The 20,143-nt window shown below is 69.9% G+C and carries 18 protein-coding genes and 2 pseudogenes; 5 read left to right on the top strand and 15 right to left on the bottom strand.

What is annotated here, in order from left to right; genetic code table 11:
• Positions 1 to 188 precede the first annotated feature (188 nt).
• Positions 189 to 1,259: an amidohydrolase family protein gene (locus ACGF5O_RS45400; RefSeq protein ID WP_393815801.1), complete on the bottom strand. Its 1,071-nt coding sequence runs from the start codon at positions 1,257 to 1,259 to the stop codon at positions 189 to 191.
• Positions 1,260 to 1,352: 93 nt separating this feature from the next.
• Between ACGF5O_RS45400 and ACGF5O_RS45395 the strand changes: the two genes are divergently transcribed.
• Positions 1,353 to 2,099, top strand: a complete 747-nt coding sequence (locus ACGF5O_RS45395; protein ID WP_393815800.1) for a TetR/AcrR family transcriptional regulator — start codon at positions 1,353 to 1,355, stop codon at positions 2,097 to 2,099.
• A gap of 580 nt (positions 2,100 to 2,679) precedes the next feature.
• Here ACGF5O_RS45395 and ACGF5O_RS45390 read toward each other — a convergent pair.
• Together ACGF5O_RS45390 and ACGF5O_RS45385 are read right to left on the bottom strand one after the other, a co-directional pair.
• Positions 2,680 to 3,159 carry a MaoC/PaaZ C-terminal domain-containing protein gene (locus tag ACGF5O_RS45390; RefSeq protein WP_393815799.1) on the bottom strand — a complete coding sequence of 160 codons (480 nt, stop codon included), beginning with the start codon at positions 3,157 to 3,159 and terminating at the stop codon, positions 2,680 to 2,682.
• Positions 3,160 to 3,323: 164 nt separating this feature from the next.
• Entirely contained in the window at positions 3,324 to 3,764 is a 441-nt protein-coding gene (locus ACGF5O_RS45385; RefSeq protein ID WP_393815798.1) for a helix-turn-helix domain-containing protein, read from the bottom strand.
• A gap of 234 nt (positions 3,765 to 3,998) precedes the next feature.
• Here ACGF5O_RS45385 and ACGF5O_RS45380 point away from each other — a divergent pair, with 234 nt between their 5' ends.
• Positions 3,999 to 4,532, top strand: a complete 534-nt coding sequence (locus ACGF5O_RS45380) for a hypothetical protein (RefSeq protein WP_393815797.1) — start codon at positions 3,999 to 4,001, stop codon at positions 4,530 to 4,532.
• Here ACGF5O_RS45380 and ACGF5O_RS45375 read toward each other — a convergent pair.
• The 12 genes and pseudogenes from ACGF5O_RS45375 to ACGF5O_RS45320 form a co-directional block, all read right to left on the bottom strand.
• Positions 4,480 to 5,230 (bottom strand): annotated as a pseudogene (locus ACGF5O_RS45375) (IS5 family transposase). The gene ACGF5O_RS45380 and the pseudogene ACGF5O_RS45375 overlap by 53 nt on opposite strands.
• Positions 5,231 to 5,587: 357 nt before the next feature.
• Positions 5,588 to 7,201, bottom strand: coding sequence for a urocanate hydratase (locus ACGF5O_RS45370; RefSeq protein WP_393815796.1), 1,614 nt, complete (start codon positions 7,199 to 7,201; stop codon positions 5,588 to 5,590).
• Between the two features lie 27 nt (positions 7,202 to 7,228).
• Positions 7,229 to 8,128 (bottom strand): 3-hydroxyacyl-CoA dehydrogenase family protein, encoded by a 900-nt coding sequence (locus ACGF5O_RS45365; RefSeq protein WP_393815795.1) that lies wholly within the window; start codon positions 8,126 to 8,128, stop codon positions 7,229 to 7,231.
• Entirely contained in the window at positions 8,125 to 9,633 is a 1,509-nt protein-coding gene (gene hutH, locus ACGF5O_RS45360; RefSeq protein ID WP_393815794.1) for a histidine ammonia-lyase, read from the bottom strand. Before hutH ends, ACGF5O_RS45365 begins: the two co-directional genes overlap by 4 nt.
• Positions 9,634 to 9,653: 20 nt before the next feature.
• The gene (locus tag ACGF5O_RS45355; RefSeq protein WP_393815793.1) at positions 9,654 to 10,544 is read right to left on the bottom strand and encodes an ABC transporter substrate-binding protein; all 891 of its coding nucleotides are present in this window, start codon (positions 10,542 to 10,544) and stop codon (positions 9,654 to 9,656) included.
• 21 nt (positions 10,545 to 10,565) lie between these two features.
• Positions 10,566 to 11,288 carry an ABC transporter permease gene (locus ACGF5O_RS45350; protein ID WP_393815792.1) on the bottom strand — a complete coding sequence of 241 codons (723 nt, stop codon included), beginning with the start codon at positions 11,286 to 11,288 and terminating at the stop codon, positions 10,566 to 10,568.
• Complete coding sequence (locus tag ACGF5O_RS45345; protein WP_393815791.1) at positions 11,285 to 11,938, bottom strand: ABC transporter permease; 654 nt, start codon at positions 11,936 to 11,938, stop codon at positions 11,285 to 11,287. Before ACGF5O_RS45345 ends, ACGF5O_RS45350 begins: the two co-directional genes overlap by 4 nt.
• Positions 11,932 to 13,008: an ABC transporter ATP-binding protein gene (locus ACGF5O_RS45340; RefSeq protein WP_393815790.1), complete on the bottom strand. Its 1,077-nt coding sequence runs from the start codon at positions 13,006 to 13,008 to the stop codon at positions 11,932 to 11,934. The genes ACGF5O_RS45345 and ACGF5O_RS45340 overlap by 7 nt, the downstream gene beginning before the upstream one ends.
• A gap of 156 nt (positions 13,009 to 13,164) precedes the next feature.
• A complete protein-coding gene (locus tag ACGF5O_RS45335; RefSeq protein ID WP_393815789.1) occupies positions 13,165 to 15,471 on the bottom strand; it encodes a molybdopterin-dependent oxidoreductase in 2,307 nt (768 codons plus the stop codon).
• Between the two features lie 61 nt (positions 15,472 to 15,532).
• Positions 15,533 to 15,895 (bottom strand): cupin, encoded by a 363-nt coding sequence (locus ACGF5O_RS45330; RefSeq protein ID WP_393815788.1) that lies wholly within the window; start codon positions 15,893 to 15,895, stop codon positions 15,533 to 15,535.
• A gap of 53 nt (positions 15,896 to 15,948) precedes the next feature.
• Entirely contained in the window at positions 15,949 to 16,398 is a 450-nt protein-coding gene (gene cynS / locus ACGF5O_RS45325; RefSeq protein ID WP_393815787.1) for a cyanase, read from the bottom strand.
• Positions 16,399 to 16,414: 16 nt separating this feature from the next.
• Positions 16,415 to 17,389, bottom strand: a complete 975-nt coding sequence (locus tag ACGF5O_RS45320) for an arginase family protein (protein ID WP_393815786.1) — start codon at positions 17,387 to 17,389, stop codon at positions 16,415 to 16,417.
• A 130-nt stretch (positions 17,390 to 17,519) separates the two neighbouring features.
• Here ACGF5O_RS45320 and hutI point away from each other — a divergent pair, with 130 nt between their 5' ends.
• From hutI to ACGF5O_RS45305, 3 genes and pseudogenes are all read left to right on the top strand, one after another.
• Complete coding sequence (hutI, locus tag ACGF5O_RS45315) at positions 17,520 to 18,845, top strand: imidazolonepropionase (protein WP_393815785.1); 1,326 nt, start codon at positions 17,520 to 17,522, stop codon at positions 18,843 to 18,845.
• A 104-nt stretch (positions 18,846 to 18,949) separates the two neighbouring features.
• Positions 18,950 to 19,636, top strand: a complete 687-nt coding sequence (locus ACGF5O_RS45310; protein ID WP_393815784.1) for an IclR family transcriptional regulator — start codon at positions 18,950 to 18,952, stop codon at positions 19,634 to 19,636.
• A gap of 295 nt (positions 19,637 to 19,931) precedes the next feature.
• Positions 19,932 to 20,143: pseudogene (locus ACGF5O_RS45305) on the top strand (rhamnose isomerase); the annotation flags it as partial.

Here is a 20,143-nt window from a genome sequence, read left to right as displayed (position 1 = left end):
CGGAATCCCCGCACTTCGGTGCGGGGATTCCGGCGTGCCCGGCGGCATGACACGAGCAGAGCACAACCCGCACCCCTGCCGGTATGCCGTCAGTCCGGAAGTCGTCGAGGCGTGAGTCCTCAGGCACCCGCATCAGGGCGCCGTCGGATGACCTGGGGAACGGCCGCCGGAGCGGGTTCCGGCTGAGGTCAAGCCCGGTCGCCGGTCCGCGGACGGCCGTCGGCGTGCAGGGCGGCCGCAACGTGGCCGGTCAGCGTTTCCCAGTTGCCGGACCCGATGGCCGCCTTCTCCTCGGCAGTGAACGGTGCCTGTTCGAGAAAGGACCGGGCGACCCCGCTGCTGGTGTCCAGGAAGGGAAAGCCACCGGGGCGCGTTCCGAAGGTGTAGGGGTAGTCGGTCGAGTACAGCATGCGGCCGGTGCCGACGACCTCAGCCGTCCATCGCAGGTAGCGCTCGCTGACCGTGCCGCTTCCTGCCACCCAGAAGTTCTGGCGGAAGTAGTCGGCCAGGGGACGCTCCAGCTTCGCCATGTCCTGCATGACCCCGATGTGGTCCAGGTAGAACAGGACGACCTCGCCCCAGTGACCGGCGATCACCTGGAGGCCGGGGTGGCGGTCGAACACTCCGGAGAAGATCATCCGCAGGTACTGCACGCCCAGGTCGTAGTACCAGCCGAGCCCGGCGGTCGCGAGGGCACGGCCCAGGCCGTTCGGCAGCCCCGCGTAGTAAGCGTCCTGGACCGCCTGCACCGGGGTCTGCGGGTGGAAGTGCAGCGGCACCCGCAGGTGCTCGGCGGCGGCGTAGAGCTCGTCGAACTCCTGGTCGTCGGCCAGTCTGTCACCGGTGCGGCCATACAGCATCGCGCCTCGGAAGCCGAGTTGCGTGACCGCACGCTCCAGTTCCGCCGCGGCGTCCTTCGGTGACGGTGTCGGGATCACCGCGAGCGCCTGAAAGCGCCGGGGGTGGGCGGCGACGGCTTCGGCGAGCGTGTCGTTCGCCTCACGCGCCACGCTCACGGCGTCCGCCGCCGCGAGGTTGTGTACGCCAGGTGTGGCCAGGGACAGCACCGCGACGTCCAGGCCCTGATCGTCCATATCGGCCAGGCGCTGTTCGCCGATGTCGCGCAGCCGTCGTGCGAACGGCTCGTCGCCGTAGCCGAGCTGCGGGATCCGCGGCACCCCCGCCCTAGCCCACGCATCCAGCAGGACCGGCAGGACCACGTGCTCCTCAAGACCCACGATGCGCAACTTCTCGGACATGGCACTCCTCGTACGTCGAGTGATTCCATCGATATCAACATGAGCGTATCACTGATATCACCAACGGAACCAGGCGGTTGATATCGTTGATTCATGGCTGCTGAACCGAAGCCCCACAGCACATCCGTCGCAGATCCGGGCTCTACTGCAGACGTCCGTGAAGTCACGCGTCAGCGGGTGCTCGAGGCCGCGGCGGATCTGCTTGCCCGTGAGGGACGCGATGCGGTGACCACCCGCGTGGTCGCGGCGGCTGCCGGGGTGCAGCCCCCCGCGATCTACCGGCTGTTCGGTGACAAGGACGGACTGCTCGACGCCGTGGCCGAACACGGCTATGCCACGTTCCTGGCAGCCAAACACCAGGACCGCCACCTCCAGGATCCGGTCGAGGACCTGCGCGCGGGCTGGGACCTCGCGGTCGAGTTCGGACTCGCCAATCCCGAGCTGTACGCCCTGATGTACGGCGAGCCCAAACGCGGCACGACATCGGCGGCCTTCCACGCCGGCATGCAGATCCTGCTGGGGCGCATCGGCCGCCTCGCCGCCGGTGGCTGGCTTCGTGTCGACGAGAAGCTCGCGGCCGCACTCATCCATGCCACCGCACGCGGCGCCGTGCTCACCTGGCTGTCACTGCCCGAGCAGCAGCGTGACCCGGCCCTGCTCACCGCCCTGCGCGAATCCATGGTCGCTGCCGTCACTCACGACAAACCCGCCGTGGGCGAACCGGGCCCGGCCGGTGCCGCCCGAGCCCTGCGCGCCCTCCTGCCCGACCAGACAGTGCTCAGCGGTGCTGAACAGCACCTGCTCGGCGAATGGCTCGACCGGCTCGCCGTGGATGGCTGAGACGTGCTCCTCCGCGCGCAGCGCAGTTACTCGGACGCGCCTCTGCGGCACATGGGAGCGAACATCGGGACGAGGTGGACTGGGACAGCAGCCGTACCCCGGCGGTCGCCTGTCATCGCCGTCCGGGACAAAGGGCCGCTGGGTCGTCGGCGGACAGGCCGTCCGGCCCGATTGACGCTGGGGGCGTCATGCCCGCAGCACGACGCCCCCAGTCGGCTCGGAAGGCCCACCGGCCGCGGACATCCCGGCTTCACGGGCCTGGCGCAGGGAACCCTTCAGGACCAGGACTCAGTGGTCCGGGGAATCCCCACCACCTACGACTCCGGGACGAAGGAGGGCCGCGTCACCGACCCGGAAACGGATCAAGGGCGGCCGCACCGGCGCCGACGGCAGGCCAGGGTCCAGGCGCTCTCAGCCGTGCCAGGAGTTGTGGGGCGAACGGATAACCCGGGGACTGTTGCTCGGCCGACGGGTCGCCGTCCGCGCGGTGCCGAACCGTGCTGTGGCCCGCGGACATGGCTGTGGCCCCGGCCGATTCCGGCCCGGGCCACAAAAGGACGAACGGTGATGCCGTCGGTCGTCAGACCTGGCGTCGGAACATCACGAACCACTGACCCTCGTGGCAGACCTCGTCACGCTGGTTCTTGACCTGGACGTCGAAGGTCACGATCCCCCGGTCCGGCTTGGAGCTCGACGGCCGCAACTCAGCCACCTGCTGCTCCACCCGGATCGTGTCACCGATGCGCACGGCGCCCTTGAGGTTCCAGGTCATACCGAGGAAGGCGATCGCGGTGCCCTCCTTGATGCCGAGGCGGGACTCCAGTCCGGTCGCGATCGCGAACACCCCTGGGCCGTGGAAGATCCGGCCGCCGAACTGAGTCTGCTTGGCGAGCTCCTCGTCGGTGTGCAGAGGATGGAAGTCCCCGGAGATGCCGGCGAAGTTCACGAGGTCGGCCTCGGAGATGGTGCGGGCCGGCGTGACCCACGACTGGCCGACGGAGAACTCGTCGAAGTAGAGGCCGCGCTCGACGGGCGACTGGACGGCAGCTGCCTGGCTCACCAGGGGCTCCAATCGTTCTGGGGGATCTGGAACTGACAACCTGAGTGTCGACTGAACGGCTCTGGCACGGGACCGTGGGAATCCCCAATTTCCTGGCACCTGGTAGTCGCTTCACCAAAGCCTGCGATCGTGGTCGCCCGGCTTCGGTCGGACAGACCTGCCCGTCACTCAGGGCCGAAGACGACTCCGATGTCGCCGCGCCCGTCGTCACCGAAGCCCGTGACCCCGAGCGATGAGCCGGCCTCGCCGACCGGGAGCTCGTCGCGCGACCGGGAAGGCCGCGGTCTCAGCGTTCCCGGCTGCCGTGTGAGATCGAGGGCGGTCAGGGCCGGGAAGACCGAGGAGACCGCCGCGGGTTGCTTGAGGTTGATCGTGAGTAGCTCCTCGACCTTGGTCAGGCGGTGTCTCAGCGAGTTGTGGTGGATGTTGAGGGCCACTGCGGCCACGTTGGTGTTCTGGTCGTTCTCGAAGTAGGCGCGAAGGCCGGCGAGGAGTTTCTCCCGGTCCGCGAGCGGTTTGAGGAAGTCCTCGGCCCAGACCACCATCCGCTCCAGGCCGACGTTGGCGAAGAGCCGCGTGGCGAAGTCGAAGTCCTCGTAGGCCATGAGCCGTTGGTCACGCGCGACATGCCGCAGGGTGCGCACGGCGAGTGGGGCGTCGTTGTAGGAGTCTGCGACTCCGCCGACGGCCGTGACCTGGCGTCCTATCCCGACCTGGAGTGAGAAGCCGTATCGCAGGCGAACGTGATCCCTTGATTTCCGCTGGTCAGGCATGGTTCGGCTCGGGGTGTGGGAGCCATGTCGACGTCTTGTGTTCGCTTCTTGGTCGAGGGGTGCCCGGTGGCGTCGGTGCTGGGAATGCCGGAGGAGCGGGAGGCGGCTGCCCGGGTGCGGGTGGAGGGTCTGCGGGAGGAAGTTGCTCGGCTGACTGAGGTGTTGGGGGCCGCGGAGATCGAGCTGGACCGGAGGGCGATCGAGCGGGAGGAACTGGTCGAGGCCCTGGCAGTCTCTGCGGTCGAGGCCACTGCCGTGACCACGACCGAGGCGGAGGAGGATGCGGCGCCGTCGCTCGCGCCGGTGCCGGGCTCGACGGTGCCGCCCTGGTGGGAAGGGCTGCCGGTGACGGTTCTGGTGCCGGACTATCAGCGGATTCTGGGCGTGCTGGAACAACAGCGGTCCACGGGGCATGGGCCGCTTCGAGCCAAGGAGATCGCTGTGGAGCTGGGCCTTGGGGAGACCCCGGCGAAGGCCGAGGGGCTGCGGTCGAGAGCCCGGCGCCTGGCGGAGCGCGGATGGTTCCTCCTGGAGACGTCGGGGGCATTCAGTGCCGGCCGACAGCCCGTGGCCGCGCCAGACGTCGGCTCATCCGTGTGACCATCGACCACTGGATCACCGCTTCGCTGGTGACGGGCAGGGTCCCGTAGTCCCGGGCCAGGCGGCGGGAGTTCATCAGCCACGTGAACGTGCGCTCTGCCACCCAGCGCCTGGGCAGCACCACGAACCGTGTCATGTCGTCGGTGCACTTGACGATCTCCAAGGTCAAGGCGAGTTTGTCCCGGCACCAGTCGACGAGGCCGCCGGTGTAGCCGCCGTCGGCCCAGACGAGGGTGATGTCGCGGTGCAGGCAGCGCAGCCTGGTCAGCAGGCCCGCCGGCGTCCCGGTCGCCGATGTTCGCTGCGGTGACCGTGACGGCAAGGAGCATGCTGAGAGTGTCGGTCACGATGTGCCGTTTGCGGCCTGGCACCTTCTTCCCGCCGTCGTAGCCGCGTGAGGAGGCCGGCACCGTCGCGGCGGCCCGTACCGACTGCGCGTCGATGATCCCGGCCGTGGGCTCGGCCTCGCGGCCCTCATTCTCATGGACCTTCCCGCGCAGCCGGTCGTGGAACTCGGCGATCAGTCCGTGCTCGCGCCAGCGCCGGAAGAAGGCGTAGACCCGGCCCCAGCCGGGGAAGTTCGCGGGCAGTGCCCGCCAGGAGATCCCGCCCGCGACCAGGTAACCGATCGAGTCCAGCACTTGCCGATGGCAGTAGCCCTCGGGCCGTCCGCCCCGCCCCTGAAGCCAGGCCGGCACCGGCAACAATGGCCGCACGGCCGTCCACTCCGCGTCCGTCACGTCCGAGGGCTAACGACAATCGCACGACACGACGGGCGAGTTGAAGTCAACGGGCTCGGACGCGTACAACTAACGACAACAGGGCCTCCGGGAGCCGCTCGGAATGGGATCGCACCCCCGAGCTACCAGGAGGCCCTGCCTTCACGCGCGTACCGGCGGAAGATCACCCGACCAGGAACTCCGTTCGACCTGCACGTTCCAAGACTGGTTGAGATACGGCTTCTAAAGCAGCCAGTGGCAGCTCTGAATTGGTGGATCTACGAATTCACCGCTTCTCGGCAGTAAGGAATTCAGCCACATCAGCGGTTGACCGGATCAGTTCGGCAGGCCCAGTCCGAAGGACTCCCGGGTGGTGATGGCGGTCGGGTAGCCGGCGTCGGCCTGGCGGATGACGCCGAGTCCGGTGTCGGCGTCCATGACGCGCTTGAGGCGGCGTGCCGCCTCGGGGGTGCCGTCGGCGATGGTGGTGGGGCCGGAGTTGAGGCCCTTGAGTCCCCAGCCGATGACCGAGGTGAGGTCGGCTCCGGCGATGCCGTTGAGGATCGCGTTGAGGAGTGGCCAGTCGCCGACGCAGTCGCTGCCGTCGAGCATGTTCTCCGTCTCCCGGTAGCGGGCGGTCACGCTGCCGGCGTCCAGGTGGTCGCGGCTGAAGGCGACCGGGCCGGTGATCTCGCCGCGCGCGATCATGTCGTTGACCGCGAGGGCGGCGCGGGTGCGTTCGGTGTGGCCCAGCCAGCACACCCGGGCGGGCAGTCCCGTGAAGGCGATCTCCTTGGCCCGCCCGAGCCAGTCGACCACCCGGGGTACCTCCGCGAACTCCCGCAGGAGCATCGCGTCGATCGCGTGGATCGTGTCCGGGTCGCCCTGGATGGCGATGATCCGGAACGGTCCGACGCCCTGGCAGAACAGCGGGCGGATGAACATGTCGATGAACCCGCCGATCTCGAACGCGTCCTCGACTCCGGCCTCCAAAGCCTGCTTGCGGAGGTCGTTGCCGTACTCGAAGACGACCGCGCCCTCGCGCTGGAGGTCGAGCAGGCCGCGTACGTGTTCGGCGAGGGTCGCGGTCGAACGGCGCCGCAGCTCGTCGGGATCGGTGCGCAGCAGTTCCTTCGCGCCGGCCCCGTCGAGGCCTTCGGGGAGGTATCCGGCCAGCGGGTCCGTCGAGGTCTGGTCGGTCACCACGTCGGGGACGACGCCGCGGGCGGCGAGTTCGCGCAGCACCTCGGTGATGTTCGCGGCGATGCCGAAGGAGGCTGCCCGCTGTTCGGCGGCGGCCGCGAGCCACTCGTCGACGCCCGCGCCGATGTCGTCGGTCATCCGGTCGAGGTAGCCCTCGTCGATACGGCGCCGGAGGTGGCTGGGCTCGGCGTCCACGACGAGGATCGACGCGCCTGCCAGCTTGCCCGCGAGGGGCTGGGCGCCGCCCATGCCGCCGGCGCCGGTGGTGAGGATGGTGCGCCCGCGCAGGGAGCCGCCGAGCGACTGCCGTGCGGCCTGCATGAACGACTCGTAGGTGCCCTGGATGATGCCCTGGCTGCCGATGTACTGCCAGGCGCCGGCCGTCATGCCGTCGACCATCAGCAGTTCCTTCGCGAACAGCTCCTGTGTCTCCGCCTCGGTGCTTCCCGTCGCCACGCCATTGACGATGATCACCAGGGGTGCGTCCTCCGAGGTGCGGAACACCCCGACCGGCTTCCCGGACTGGACGACGAGCGTCTCGTCGGTCTCCAGGTTCTTCAGGGCCCGCACGATGGCGTCGAACGCCTCCCAGTTGCGGGCGGCCTTCATGTTGCCGCCGTAGATGACGAGTTCCTCGGGGATGGCGGCGTTCTCCAGGTTGTTCTCCAGCAGGCGCAGGATCGTCTCCTGGCGCCAGCCCTTGCAGCGGAGTTCGGGGCCGCGGGCGGCGGTGATTCGGCGGGGCATGGGTTCTCCAGACAGGGGGGGGCGGGTTCAGGGTTCGTGGCGGGCCAGGCCGCGGGCGAGGGTGAGGAAGGCGGTGCGGTCGTGTCCGGCGCGCGCCAGACGGTCCGCGTCCCACGCGTAGAAGCCCGAGCCGGACTTGGCGCCGTGGCGGCCCTCGGCGCACAGCCGGTCGATGAGTTCGGGCACCCCGGGGTCGGCGGACAGGGCGGGCATGATCACCTTCGAGACGCGCTGTACGGTGTCGAGCCCGGCGAGGTCCATCAGCTCGAAGAGCCCGGACGCGCACCAGCGCGGGCCGAGCGTGCCCGACACGGCCAGGTCGACGTCCTCCGCCGAGACGACGCCGGCGGCGACCAGGGCGAGGGCCTCGCGCATGAGGGCGTACTGGAGGCGGTTCACGACGAATCCGGGCACGTCGTCGCGGACCAGGACCGTCGACTTCCCGAGCGACGCGCACACGCGCTCGGCCGTCTCCAGGGCCTCGGGCGCGGTGTCCGCACCGAGGACGAGTTCGACGAGCGGCATGTGGGAGGCCGGGTGGAACCAGTGCATCCCGAGCAGGCGGGAAGGGTCCCGCAAGCCGCGCGCCAGCCGGGTGACCGACAGGCTCGACGTGTTCGACGTGAGCACGCCGCCCGCGGCCAGGCGCGGTTCGACCTCGGCGAGGAGCGCGGTCTTGAGGTCGAAGTCCTCCACGATCGTCTCCACGACCAGATCGGCGCCATCCGCCGCGTCCGCCGCCGATTCCGCACCGGCCACGGCGCCGTCGAGGCCGGCCCGCACGGCGGCGACGGTCTGCGGCGAGCGGGACCAGACGGTCACCCGGTGCCCGGCGGCGACGAACACCCGGGCGATCTCGCGTCCCATCGTGCCGCCGCCCAGTACGGCGACCCTGAGCGGTCCGCGGGCACTGTCGTCGGTGCTCATCGGGTCACCCCGCCCACGGTGTCCGGCATTGCGCCGTGGAGCACCAGCCGCTTCGCCGCCTCGATCGGGCCGCTCAGCTCGGTCTGCGACTCGTACGGTTCGACGGCCGCGCGGAGCGCCGCGTAGGCGGCGCCCGTGCCACGGCCGAGCGCGACGGGCATGTGGAAGTCGAGGGCCTGCGCCGCGCACAGCAGCTCGATCGCCACGACCCCGGCCGCCCGGTCCAACAGTGTCAGCAGTTTCTGGCCCGCGTTCACGCCCTGACTGATGTGGTCCTCCTGCCCGGCCACGGTCACCATCGAGTGGACCGACGACGGACCGGCGAGCTGCCGGACCTCCCCGAGCATCGCCGCGGCGGTCACCGGCAGCACCATCAGGCCGGACTCCGCGCCGCCGCGCCGGGACAGGAACGGCGGCAGGCCGCTGAGGACGGAGTTGGTGAGGCGGTCGAGCCGGGCGTGGGACATGTTCGCCACCGACGCCATGGCGACGGCGAGGCAGTCGAGCGCCTGGGCGCAGGCCGCGCCGTGTCCGTTGCCGTTGGCGAGCACCTCGACCTCACCGTCCTCCGTGAGCAGGAAGGCTGGGTTGTCCGTCACCGAGTTGATCTCGATGGTCACGGTGCGCTCGGCGAAGTCGAGCATGTCGCGGGCCGCACCGTGCACCTGGGGCACGCAGCGCAGGCTGAGCGCGTCCTGCAACCGGTGGTGGCGGTTGGCGGCCACCGGCTCGCTGCCCTCCAGGAGCGACATGAGGCGGGCGGCGGTGCTGACCTGCCCCGGCTGGGGGCGCAGCCGCTGCACGGCCGGCTCCCAGCCGCGTGTGTTGCCGCGCGTCGCTTCGAGGCACATGGCCGCGGTCACGTCCGCCGCGTCCACGAGGGCGGCGGCACGCTCCAAGGCGAGTGCCGCGAGTGCCGTGATCTCGTAGGTGCCGCTGATCAGGGCGTGCCCCTCGCGCAGCACCGGGCCGTCGGTGGCGAGACCGGCCCGGCGCATCGCCACGTCCCCGGGCAGGACGACCCCGTCGAGGCGGGCCTGCCCGGCGCCGAAGGCGACCAGCGCGATGTGCGAGGGCGCGGTGAGGTATCCCACCGAGCCCTGCGCCGGAGCGACCGGGACGACACCTCTGTTGAGCATCGCCGCGAGCCGTTCGACGAGTTCGGGCCGGACGGCGCTGCGGGCCTGAGCGAGCGAGGCGAGCAGGCACGCCATGATCGCGCGGACGGTCCGGTCGTCGTACGGTTCGCCGACGCCGGTCGCGTGGCCGCGGAGCATCGCGAGCTGTATGTCATCGTGCGCCGCCTCGCCCACGGGGGCCTTGTACAGATCCCCGACCCCGGTGGTCAGTCCGTAGATCGGAGCTCCCCGGCGGTGCACCGCCTCGACCGCGAGGTACGTCACCCGGCAGCGTGCGAGTGCGTCGCGGTCCACCTCGACGGCCGCCCCCGCGGCGATCGCGGTGATCGCCGCGGGGCTCAGTTCACCGGTACCGATCGTGATCATCTCGCCCGTTCCGTCCGGAGTCACAGGTTGTTGGCCGTGAGCCAGGCCTTCGCGACCGCGGCAATGGCCTGGTGCTCGTTGTTGACCTTGTCGTTCATGTCGATCAGGTCCTCGGTCGTCAGTTTCGCCGAGACCGCGTCGAGAGCCGTGGTGATCTTGCTGGAGTTCACCGAGGTCCGCACGAGTGGCGCGATGTTCTGCGGCAGGAACAGCCCCTTGTCGTCCTTGAGGACGGTGAGGGACTTCAGGGCGGGGTCCGTCGAGGTGAGCGGGGCGACGTCGATCTGACCGTTCTTCAGCGCCGCGAGGGTCAGCGGTCCCGCCGAGTCCAGCGGCACGAACGACTTGAAGGTGATCCCGTACACGGTCTTGAGCCCGAGGACCCCCTCGTAGCGGGACTTCCACTCGGGCGCGCTGCCCTCGGACAGCTTCGACGCGTGCGGGGCGAGCGAGCTGATCGTGGTCAGGGAGTACTTCGCGGCGGTGTCCTTGCGTACGGCGAGCACGTTGACGTCCTGTGCCGACGCCGCCCTGAGCATGGTGACGCCCGTGGGGAGCCTGGACGTGAGGGTGGAGGTGAGCTCGCTCGCCGTGACGTGCCCGACCTTGGGGTCCAGGTAGGACAGCAGCGCGCCCTGGTAGTCCGGGATGACGCCGATGGAACCGTCCTTCAGCGCCGGTATGTAGGTCTCACGGCTGCCTATGTTGAACTTCCGGGTGACCTTGACGCCCGCCTCCTCCAGCTTCTGGGCGTAGATCTCCGCGACGAGCTGGCTCTCGGAGAAGTTGGCGGAGCCGATGACGACGCTCGACGAGGAACCGGTCGTACCGGAGTCGGAGGACGACGAGCATCCGGCGAGGGCGAGGGAGGCTGTGGCCAGGGCGGCGGTGAGGAGGGTACGTCTACGCATTGCTGTCTCCAGTGGTGCGGATCATGAGCGAGGGGTGGAGCCGGACAGGAAGGAGGGGCGGAGGCGGACGAGGCGTCCGGTGCTCCGGGACAGTCCCGGGGAGACCAGGACCTTCGTCAGAAGGGCGAAGAGGGCGTCGACCAGGACGACGAGGGCGGCGATGAGGATGCCGCCGGCGACCATCTCGGAGAGGTTCTGCTGTGCCTGGCCGTCGATGACGAGCCGCCCCAGCCCGCCGAGCGACACATAGGCGGCGATCGCGGCCCCCGAGATGACCTGGAGGAACGCGGTCCGTATCCCGGCCAGGACGAGTGGTGCCGCGCACGGCAGTTCGACACCGAAGGCGACGGCCAGCGGGCCGAGCCCCACCCCCCGGGCGGCATCGAGGACGTTGCGGTCGATCGCGTCGATACCGGCGACGACGTTGGTGAGGATCGGCGGCACCGCGAGCAGCACGAGGACCACGGTGCTCGGCAGGTAGAAGGCCAGCTTCGAGTGCATGTGCGGGGACAGCAGGATGACCAGCAGCACGACGACACCGAGAGTGGGCAGCGCCCGCAGTGCGTTGGCCAGTCCCACGACCGCGCGCCTGCCGTGGCCGGTGTGCCCGACGGCCAGGCCGAGCGGCAGGGCGATCAGCAGCGCGAGCGCCACGGCGGCCACCGAGTACTCCAGGTGTTCCGCCACGCGCGCCGGGACGCCGTCGGCGCCGGACCAGTTGCGGGAGTCGAACAGCCAGTTCATGCGTGCCTCACTCGGCTCGGCGGGCGCCAGGGGGTCAGGAGCCGTCCGAGCGCGAGGACGGCCAGGTCGAGTACGGCCGCGAGCGCGAGGCTCAGCACGACGCCGACGATCACGGGGTCGAGGTAGAGCTGCTGGGCGCCCTGGGTGAAGAGCTGACCGAGCTGTTCCACCCCGATCAGTGAGGCGATGGAGGCGATGCTGACGTTGGTGACGACGGCGACCCGCAGGCCTGCCGCGATCACCGGTACGGCGACGGGGAGTTGGACGAGCAGCATCCTGGCCGTGGGCCGGTAGCCGATGGCGACCGCCGCCTGTTCGGTCTCGGGCGGGACCGAGTCGAGGCCGTCGACGACGGTCCGGATCAGGAGGGAGGTGCTGTAGACGACCAGGGCGATCACGACGTTCACCCGGTCGAGGATCTGGGTGCCGATGAGCTGCGGCAGGAGGACGAAGACCGCCAGGGACGGGATCGTGTAGAGGATCCCGCCCACACCGAGCACCAGGGCCTTCCAGCGGCGCGAGCGGTGGATCAGCGCCCCGACCGGAACCGAGATCGCGAGCGAGACGAGGATCGGGACGACCGAGAGGTAGAGGTGGGAGAGTGTCAGATCGATGACGTACGACTGCTGTTGCCGCAACCAGGTCAGCACGGGGCACCCTCGATCCGGCGGGCCGCCGCGATCTCCGGGAGCACCGCGTCGAGGGGGACGACTCCGACGACCGCCTCTGCGTCGTCGATGACGAGCCCGGCCGAAGTGGGGGAGCTGAGCGCCGCGTTCAGCAGGTCGCGGAGGGAGGCGTCCCGGCCCGCGGTGGCGCCGCAGGGCACGAGGTGCGCGCGATCGGCCTTCTCGGACGGTGGCAGCCAGCCGAGCGGGCGGCCCGCCTCGTCGACCGCCAGACGCCAGTCGCCGTCCGCCGTCGAGTCCAGCGCCACCGTGCGGACGGGCACCGGCCGCAGGGCCTCGCCCGGACGGAAGCCGAGCGAACGGTAACCCCGTTCGCTTCCGAGGAACCTGGCGACGAACTCGTCCTTCGGTGCGGTGAGCAGCACGTCCGGCACGTCGAACTGGGCGATGTGCCCGCCCTCGCGGAACACGGCGATCCGGTCCCCGAGGCGCAACGCCTCGTCGACATCGTGGGTGACCATGATGATCGTCTTGCCGAACTCGCGCTGGAGCCGCAGGAACTCGTCCTGCAACTGCGTCCGCACGATCGGGTCGACCGCGCTGAACGGCTCGTCCATCAGCAGGAACTCCGATTCGGCCGCGAGCGCCCGCGCGACACCGACGCGCTGCTGCTGGCCGCCCGACAGCTGCCAGGGGTAGCGCCGGAAGAACTCCGGGCCCAGTCCGACACGTTCGAGGAGTTCCCGGGCGACCTCGACGGCTTGCCGGCGGTTCTTGCCGGTGAGCCGGGCCGTCACGGCGACGTTGTGCTCGATGGTGCGGTGCGGGAACAGCCCCACGTGCTGGATGACGTAGCCGACCCGGCGCCGCAGCTCGGTCTCGTCCATCCGCGCCGCGTCGGCGCCGCCCAGCCGGATCGTGCCGGAGGTGGGTCGGATGAGGCGGTTCACCATGCGGAGAGAGGTCGTCTTCCCGCATCCGGACGGGCCGACGAAGACGGTGAGCCGGCCCGTCTCGGCGGTGAGGGACAGGTTCTCTATGGCCTTCGCCCCGTTGGGATACGTCTTCGAGACGCCGTCGAATTCGATCATGGTGCGACCTCAGTCCTGTACGCCGGTTCGCGCACACTCATTTTGCATCAGACGAAAACTACTCATGTCATGGAGTGAAACACATGTCGGTCGCCGAATAAACCCGCATAAATGATCTGGAACCATGGGGAAACGATTCGAAACGTTTCCGTAATGTCAGCGGGGGCCGGTCTCCGGCGGGTTGCGCACCGTCAGCCGAGGCAGAGGCCCGGTCCAGGGCTCCACGGCGACGAGGCACAGCTGACCCGTCGACCCCTGCCCGAGTCGGGAGGTCCCGACATCGCGGGTCACGCTGTTCGGGTTACCGCTCACACACGTCCGCTGGTCGAAGACCGGGTCGAACCACGCACCGGTCGGTACGCGCACGACGCCCCGCCGTACGCCGTCGGAGACGGTGACGACCCCGAGGAACGACGTCCCCCGCCGCGACCGGACCCGCACCGCGTCGCCCGCGTTCACGCCCACCACGGCTGCGTCCGCAGGGTGCATCGTCACCGACTCCCGGCCCCGCTGTTTGGTCGCCATGCTTGTCGCGCCCATGTCGAGCTGGCTGTGGAGCTTGCCCGAAGGCTGGTTCGCCACCAGCACGAACGGATAGGTGTGCGCGTGCGGCGAGCCCGGCCACTCCTCCGGCTCCCGCCAGACGGGGTGGCCGGGGCAGTCGTCGTAGCCGAAGCCGGCGACCGTCTCGGAGTACAGCTCGATCCGACCGCTGGGCGTGTCGAGCGGACGCCCCTCCGGGTCGGCGCGGTACCAGTCGAGCCAGCTGCGCGGTGCCGGATCGAGCGGGATCGCGGTGCTGCCGCGTTCCCAGAATTCGGCGAACGCCGGTGTGTCCGGCGCGAGTTCACGCACCCGCTCGCGCCAGTCCCGGTACAGCGCCTCGATCCACTCGCGGGGTGACCGGCCTTCGGTGAGCCGCTCGCCCAGTCCGTGGCGGGCAGCGATGTCGGTGAAGATCCGGTAGTCGTCGCGGGCTTCGGCGTACGGCGGCACGATCTGCCGCATCGCGATCATCGCCGGCTCGTTCGACGCGGCCGCGATGTCCTCGCGTTCGATGGTCATGGTGACCGGCAGCACGATGTCCGCGTGGCGGGCCGTCGCCGTCCAGAACGGTTCGTGGACGACGACGGTCTCGGGCCGCTGGAAGGCCTCGTGCAGCCGGAACAGGTCCTGGTGATGGTGGAAGGGGTTACCGCCCGCCCAGTAGACCAGCCGGATGTCGGGATACGTGTACCGCCGGCCGTCGAAGTCGAACTCCTCGCCGGGGCGCAGTAGCATGTCCGCGATGCGGGCCACCGGGATGAAAGCCTCGCAGGGGTTGTGCCCCTGCGGCAGCGGGGGATTCCGCAGCAGGTTGGGGTGGTTGCCGTAGTTTCCCATCGAGCCGTGCCCCACCGAGAAGCCACCACCCGGCAGGCCGATCCCGCCGAGCATCGCGGCCAGCGCGATCCCCATCCAGACGGGCTGCTCCCCGTGTTCCGCACGCTGAAGCGCGGGTGCGACCGAGACGAAGGTCCGTTTCGCCGCCATCTCGGCGGCCAGCTCCCGGATGACGGAAGCCTGTACGTCACAGATCCCGGACGCCCACTCCGGACTCTTCGGACGGCCGTCGGCGGCACCGGTGACGTAGTCGCGCAGCCGCTCGTAACCGACGGTGTGAGTGTGGAGGAAGGCCGTGTCGACGCGGTCGGTCGCGATGAGTTCGTGCGCGAGTGAGAGCATGAGCGCGGTGTCGGTGCCGGGACGACAGGCGATCCACTGCGCGGGTACGTCCGGCAGATCGGACCGGAGCGGACCGACGTTCACGAACCGGCATCCGGCCGCGTGCATGTCCCGTACGGCGCCCCGGGCCGCGTGGCGCACGAGCCCGCCCGCGTTGACGGCCGCGTTCTTCGTGGCGATGCCACCGAACCCGACGAACAGCTCGCAGTTCCCAATGAGGTCCGACCAGGTCGAACTCGTGTGGAGCATCGAGCCGTTCTGGCCGACCACGTGCGGCACGACCACCAGGGCGGCGCCGAGCGAGTAGTTGGTGACGCCTCGTACGTAGCCGCCGTAGAGGTTCAGGAACCGGTGGACCTGCGACTGGGCGTGGTGGAAGCGGCCCGCGCTGGCCCAGCCGTAGGAACCGCCGAAGACCGCCTCCGGTCCGAACCCGCCGTAGACACGGGCCAGTTCGTCCGCGACGAGCTGGACGGCATGCTCCCAGTTGACCGGCACGAACGTGTCGCGCCCGCGTCGTGTACTCCTGTCGCCGTCGAGCCAGCCGCGGCGGACGTACGGCCGGTCGATCCGCGTCGGATGGCGGGCGGCGTCGGTGACGTTGTGGATCAGGTCGTAGGGCTCGGGGTCGAGTTCGTGCGGGCGTACCTCGATCCGGCCGTCAGGGGTGGGGCGGGCCCGGAAGGAACCCCAGTGGGAGGAGTGGGGGAGGTACTCCCGCTCCGGCTCTGTGCGCATGGGCTCTCCCCGCGCGGGCCGTGGCCGAGGGGCGGTGCGGGCGCCCCGTGCCGGCGTACGGTCACGCGTCGTAGTAGTCGTTCCCGACGGAGAACTCGACGAACGTGCAGGCGCTGTCACCGACGCTCCACGCGTCGTGCCCCGGCGGGAGCAGCATGACGTCGCCGGCCGAGAACTCCTCGTACGAGCCGTCGACCATCCGCACGGCCAGCGTGCCGGCCGTGACGAGCGCGACGTGCGGGAGCTCGCACAGCTCGGTTCCGGCGTACTCCTTGAGGTCGTTGGACCACTTCGCGCCGACGCCGAAGGTGACCTCGGTCACCGCCACGCCGTCGAGCTGGGCGGTCTTCTTGCTGATGAGGCCGTGGGCGTCGGGCTCGACTTCGAGCAGGGCCGCCTTCTGCATCGCGGGGTTCGCGGACATGGGACCGCTCCTTTCCAGAGGGATTTCCTCAGGGATTTCCTGGGGGGACTCGGCTACCAGCGGTAGTCGAGGAACTTGCCGTCGAGCGTCACCACGACGCGGTCGCCGTCCGGGTCCGGGCGGCGTTCGACGGAGAGGCTGAAGTTGATGGCGCTCATGATCCCGTCGCCGAACTCCTCGTGGATGAGTTCCTTGATCGCGGGACCGTAGACCGAGAGCGCCTCGTAGAAGCGGTAGAGGGTCGGGTCGGACGGCGCGCCGCCGTCCAACGTGCCCCGGTACGGCTGGAGCTGGAGTTCGAGCGCGTCGTCGGCCGAGAGCCCGAGCGCCTTCGCGACCGCCTCCGCCTCGGCTGTGCTCAGCGCGTGCTGCCCGAACAGGGCGGCGACCGTCCACACCGGTGGCCTGCCGATCAGTCCGGCGAGTTCGGCCCAGGGCACACCCTTCGCCTGGCGGGCGAGCCGTACTCGCCGTGTGAGGTCCGACTGGGGGAGATCCGTCATGTCAGGCTTCCTCTCGTCATGATGTCCGCGTTTCCTTGAGGGCCTTGCGGCGGGCCGCGTGGCCGATGAGGGTGGTCAGCAGTCTGCTGAGCGTCAGTGACGTCGTGCCGCCGACGTCCAGGCCGGGGAAGTGCTCGACCACGTCGATGCCGGCGAAGTCGAAGTCCCGCCCGACCGCGGTGAACAGCGCGCTCGCCTCGCGGAAGTCCAGCCCGCCGGGCAGCGGGCAACTGGTGCCGGGCGCGATGGCCGGGTCGAGTCCGTCGACGTCGAGTGACACGAACCACGGCAGGTCCGAGCGCATCGCCTCGGTCACCACGCCGGTGCCTTCGCTGTGCACGCGCGAGGCCGGGACGATGGTGTTCCCCGCTGCCAGGGCCGCCTCCACGTCCTCGGGACGGGCGCTACCGGTGCCGCGCATCCCGACCTGCACGATCTGCCCGACCCACGGCATCTCGGACATGCGCCGGACGGGACTGGAGTAACCGTCCCGGATGCCGTCGACCTCGTCACGGAAGTCGATGTGCGCGTCCACGTGCAGGACGTTGATCACCGGCCGGTCGGCCGCGAACGCTCGCGCGCACAGGATCGGGACGGAGTCGTCGCCGCCGAGCACGATCGGCACCGCGCCGCGCTCCACGATCACGCGCATCGCCGCGACCGCCGCCGCCGCGTTCCCGGCGAGGTCCCGCGGATCGCCGGTCATGTCGCCCACGTCGGCCATCGCCAGCCCCGTCCCGCCGAACAGCGTGCCGCCCAGGTCGAAGTCCCAGCGGTCCAGGTGTGCGCCGAAGCGCGCGGCGGCGCGCTCACGGAAGAGGCGCGGCGCGTCGGCCGCGCCCGAGTGCACCAGTTCCATGCGGTAGGGCGAGCCGTAGGGCACCCCGATGACGGCGAACGCCGCGCTCAGGTCGTCGAGATCACGCAGTCCCACCGCGCCCGGGTACGGAACGGCCGCCGGGCGCAGCCCCCGGGCCGTCGGCCCGGACACGCCACGCTCCACCGTTGATCGAGAACCCATTGCCACATCCCATCCATCGCCATACCGTGAAAACAGAAGCTATCATCAGATGAAAAGCATGGCGATAGTCAATGGTCAGAGCGCAGCGATTGGAACGGGCTTGACACACAGGATTAACACTCTCGTCGTCCACGCCTCGGAGCTCGTCACCCCCTCACCGGCACTCGACGGCGCCGCACGCGGCGCCCAGCTAGACCGGCTGGAGGTCATACCCGACGGCGCGCTCGCCGTCGACGACGGCCGGGTGGTCGCGATCGGCGGCACGGCCGACCTGCTTGCCCGGTACGACGCCGACCATGTCGTGGACGCGGGCGGCCACCTCGTCTCCCCGGCCTTCGTCGACCCGCACACGCACCTGCTCCACGGCGGAACCCGCCACGACGAATGGCAGGGCAAGGTGCTGGAGAGGGCCGTGCCCGGCATCGACGCGGGTATCCGCACCACCATTGCGGCCACCCGCGCAGCCCCCGACGCCGAACTCACCGCCCGCGCCCTGGCGGACCTCGACGAGGCACTGGTCCACGGCACCGTCGTGCTGGAGGCAAAGACCGGCTACGGTCTCGACCCCGACTCCGAGATGCGGCTGCTGCGCCTGACGAAGGCCCTGGATCATCCCGTCCACGTCCCGGCCACCTACCTCGGGGCGCACACCGTCCCGGCGGAGTACCTCGACGACCGTGACGGATACATCCGTACGGTGCTGGACACGCTGCCGCACATCGCGGCCACCGCCGACTTCTGCGACGTGGCGTGCGACCCCGTGTCGTTCACCGCCGAGGAGAGCCGACGGATCGCGCGGGCGGCACGCGCGCTGGGCCTGCCGCTGAAGTTCCACGCCGACCAGACCGGCGACATCGGCGGCACGGAACTCGCGGTCGAGTTCGGCGCCGTGTCCGTCGACCACCTCGACGAGGCCTCCGACGCCGCGCTGCGTTCCCTGGCCGCGAGCGACACCGTCGGGGTCGTCTTCCCGGGCGCCAACTACCACCTCCTCGACATGACCGCGTCCCTGGCGCCGCGCGGACGCGCGGCCAGGGATCTCGCCACCTGGGCGAGCCGCGTGCTCGGCTCCGGCGCGGCGATCGCCCTGTCCACGGACTACAACCCGGGCACGGCGCCGTCCCTCTCCATGCAGGCGGTCATGCAGCTCGCCGCCCGTCTCTACCGCTGGTCGTACGCCCAGGTCTGGCACATGGTGACCCTCAACGCGGCGGCCGCGCTCGGCCTTCAGGCCGGCCGTGGCAGCCTCGCCCCCGGCAAGTCCGCCGACTTCGTCATCTGGTCCGTGCGCAGCCACGGCGAGGTCGTTCACCGCTTCGGCTCGAACATGGCCGACCGCGTCTATGCCGCCGGCCGGCCGGTCGCCGAGCGAGGGCGCCGGCTGTCCGCCCCGTCGACGGCGAAGACCTGCTCAACGGCGATATAACATGAGCGTGAACGATCAGAGCCATCCGCCGTGGTTCCCGCACCGAAGTCCCCATGAACCTGCGGCTGTTTCGTGCAGGTGACGCCCGAGCCCGAGGTCCTTCCATGTCCTTGCCCGATCTCGAACAGGGAGCCGATGGTCCGCGCGCCGTCCATCGCGCGCTGATGATGCTGACCTGCGTCGCCGAGAAGGGGCCGCAGACGCTGTCGGAGCTGGCTCGGGCACTCGACATGTCGCCGAGCACCACCATGCGACTGGGGAGGGCCCTCATCCACTGGGGGTATCTGCATCGCGACGAGTCCGGTACGTACGCGACGGGCCACCGTTTCGCGTCACTTCAGCGGAGTGTGGACGAGGAGCCGGAGACCGACATCGTCGAGCTCTCCGGCCCGGTGCTGCGCGCGCTCACCGACGACACGGGGGAATCGAGTTACCTCAGTGTCCGGGGCGCGGCCCAGACGCTGATCTATCTTCGGCAGGTGCCGAGCCCGCAGCCGATCCGGCATGTCAACTGGACCGGACGGAGCATCCCGATGGAGGGAACGGCGGCCGGGGCGGCGCTGCTGGGGAAGGTCGACGAACGTGGGGTCGCCGTGGCCAAAGCGATCGCGACCGAGGGCGCCACGGCTGTGGCGGCACCGGTCCGCGACGCACGCGGTACCGTCGTGGCCGCGCTGAGCATCGTGGGTCCGTCGTTCAGAATGCCTGCCAGGACCGTCGCGAGCCTGACCGAGCCAGTCCGCGCGCGTTCCGCGGAGCTTTCCCGCCTGCTGGGTTTCGAGGCCAGGTAGCGGGGTCGGCGAACGGATGGCCACCGGGCCGGCCGATCCTGCGGTCGGCCCGTGCGGAGGCGTTGACGCGAAGGCACGCCGGGTAGTGGTTGACATGCAGTGCCGGTCATCTTGCCCGGGCCGTTCACCTGTTTCCGCCCTTGGGTGAGCACCATGGGCCGGACTTCAAAACCCGAATGATGTTTGACATTGGACCACCCGCGCTTTAGTCTCTGACTGAAACGATTCAATCACTTTCGGCACTCAAGGAGTCACGTGGTGCCGAAGGTGAGACCTGTAAGACTCAGGGGTGGAGATGACCGACCTCGTCGCGGTGAAGGCCGCGCTGAAGACCCAGGCCGTCGAGACGCCGTCGTGGGCGTACGGAAACTCGGGGACCCGATTCAAGGTGTTCGCCCAGCAGGGCGTGCCCCGCTCGCCGAAGGAGAAGCTGGACGACGCGGCGCAGGTCCACGCGGTGACCGGGGTGGCGCCGACGGTGGCGCTGCACATCCCCTGGGACAGGAT

The sequence above is a fragment of the Streptomyces sp. NPDC048291 genome (assembly GCF_043201715.1).
Classification (GTDB): Bacteria; Actinomycetota; Actinomycetes; order Streptomycetales; family Streptomycetaceae; genus Streptomyces.
Note: the sequence above shows the minus strand (reverse complement) of the source record. Positions and strands in the feature narration are given on the sequence as shown.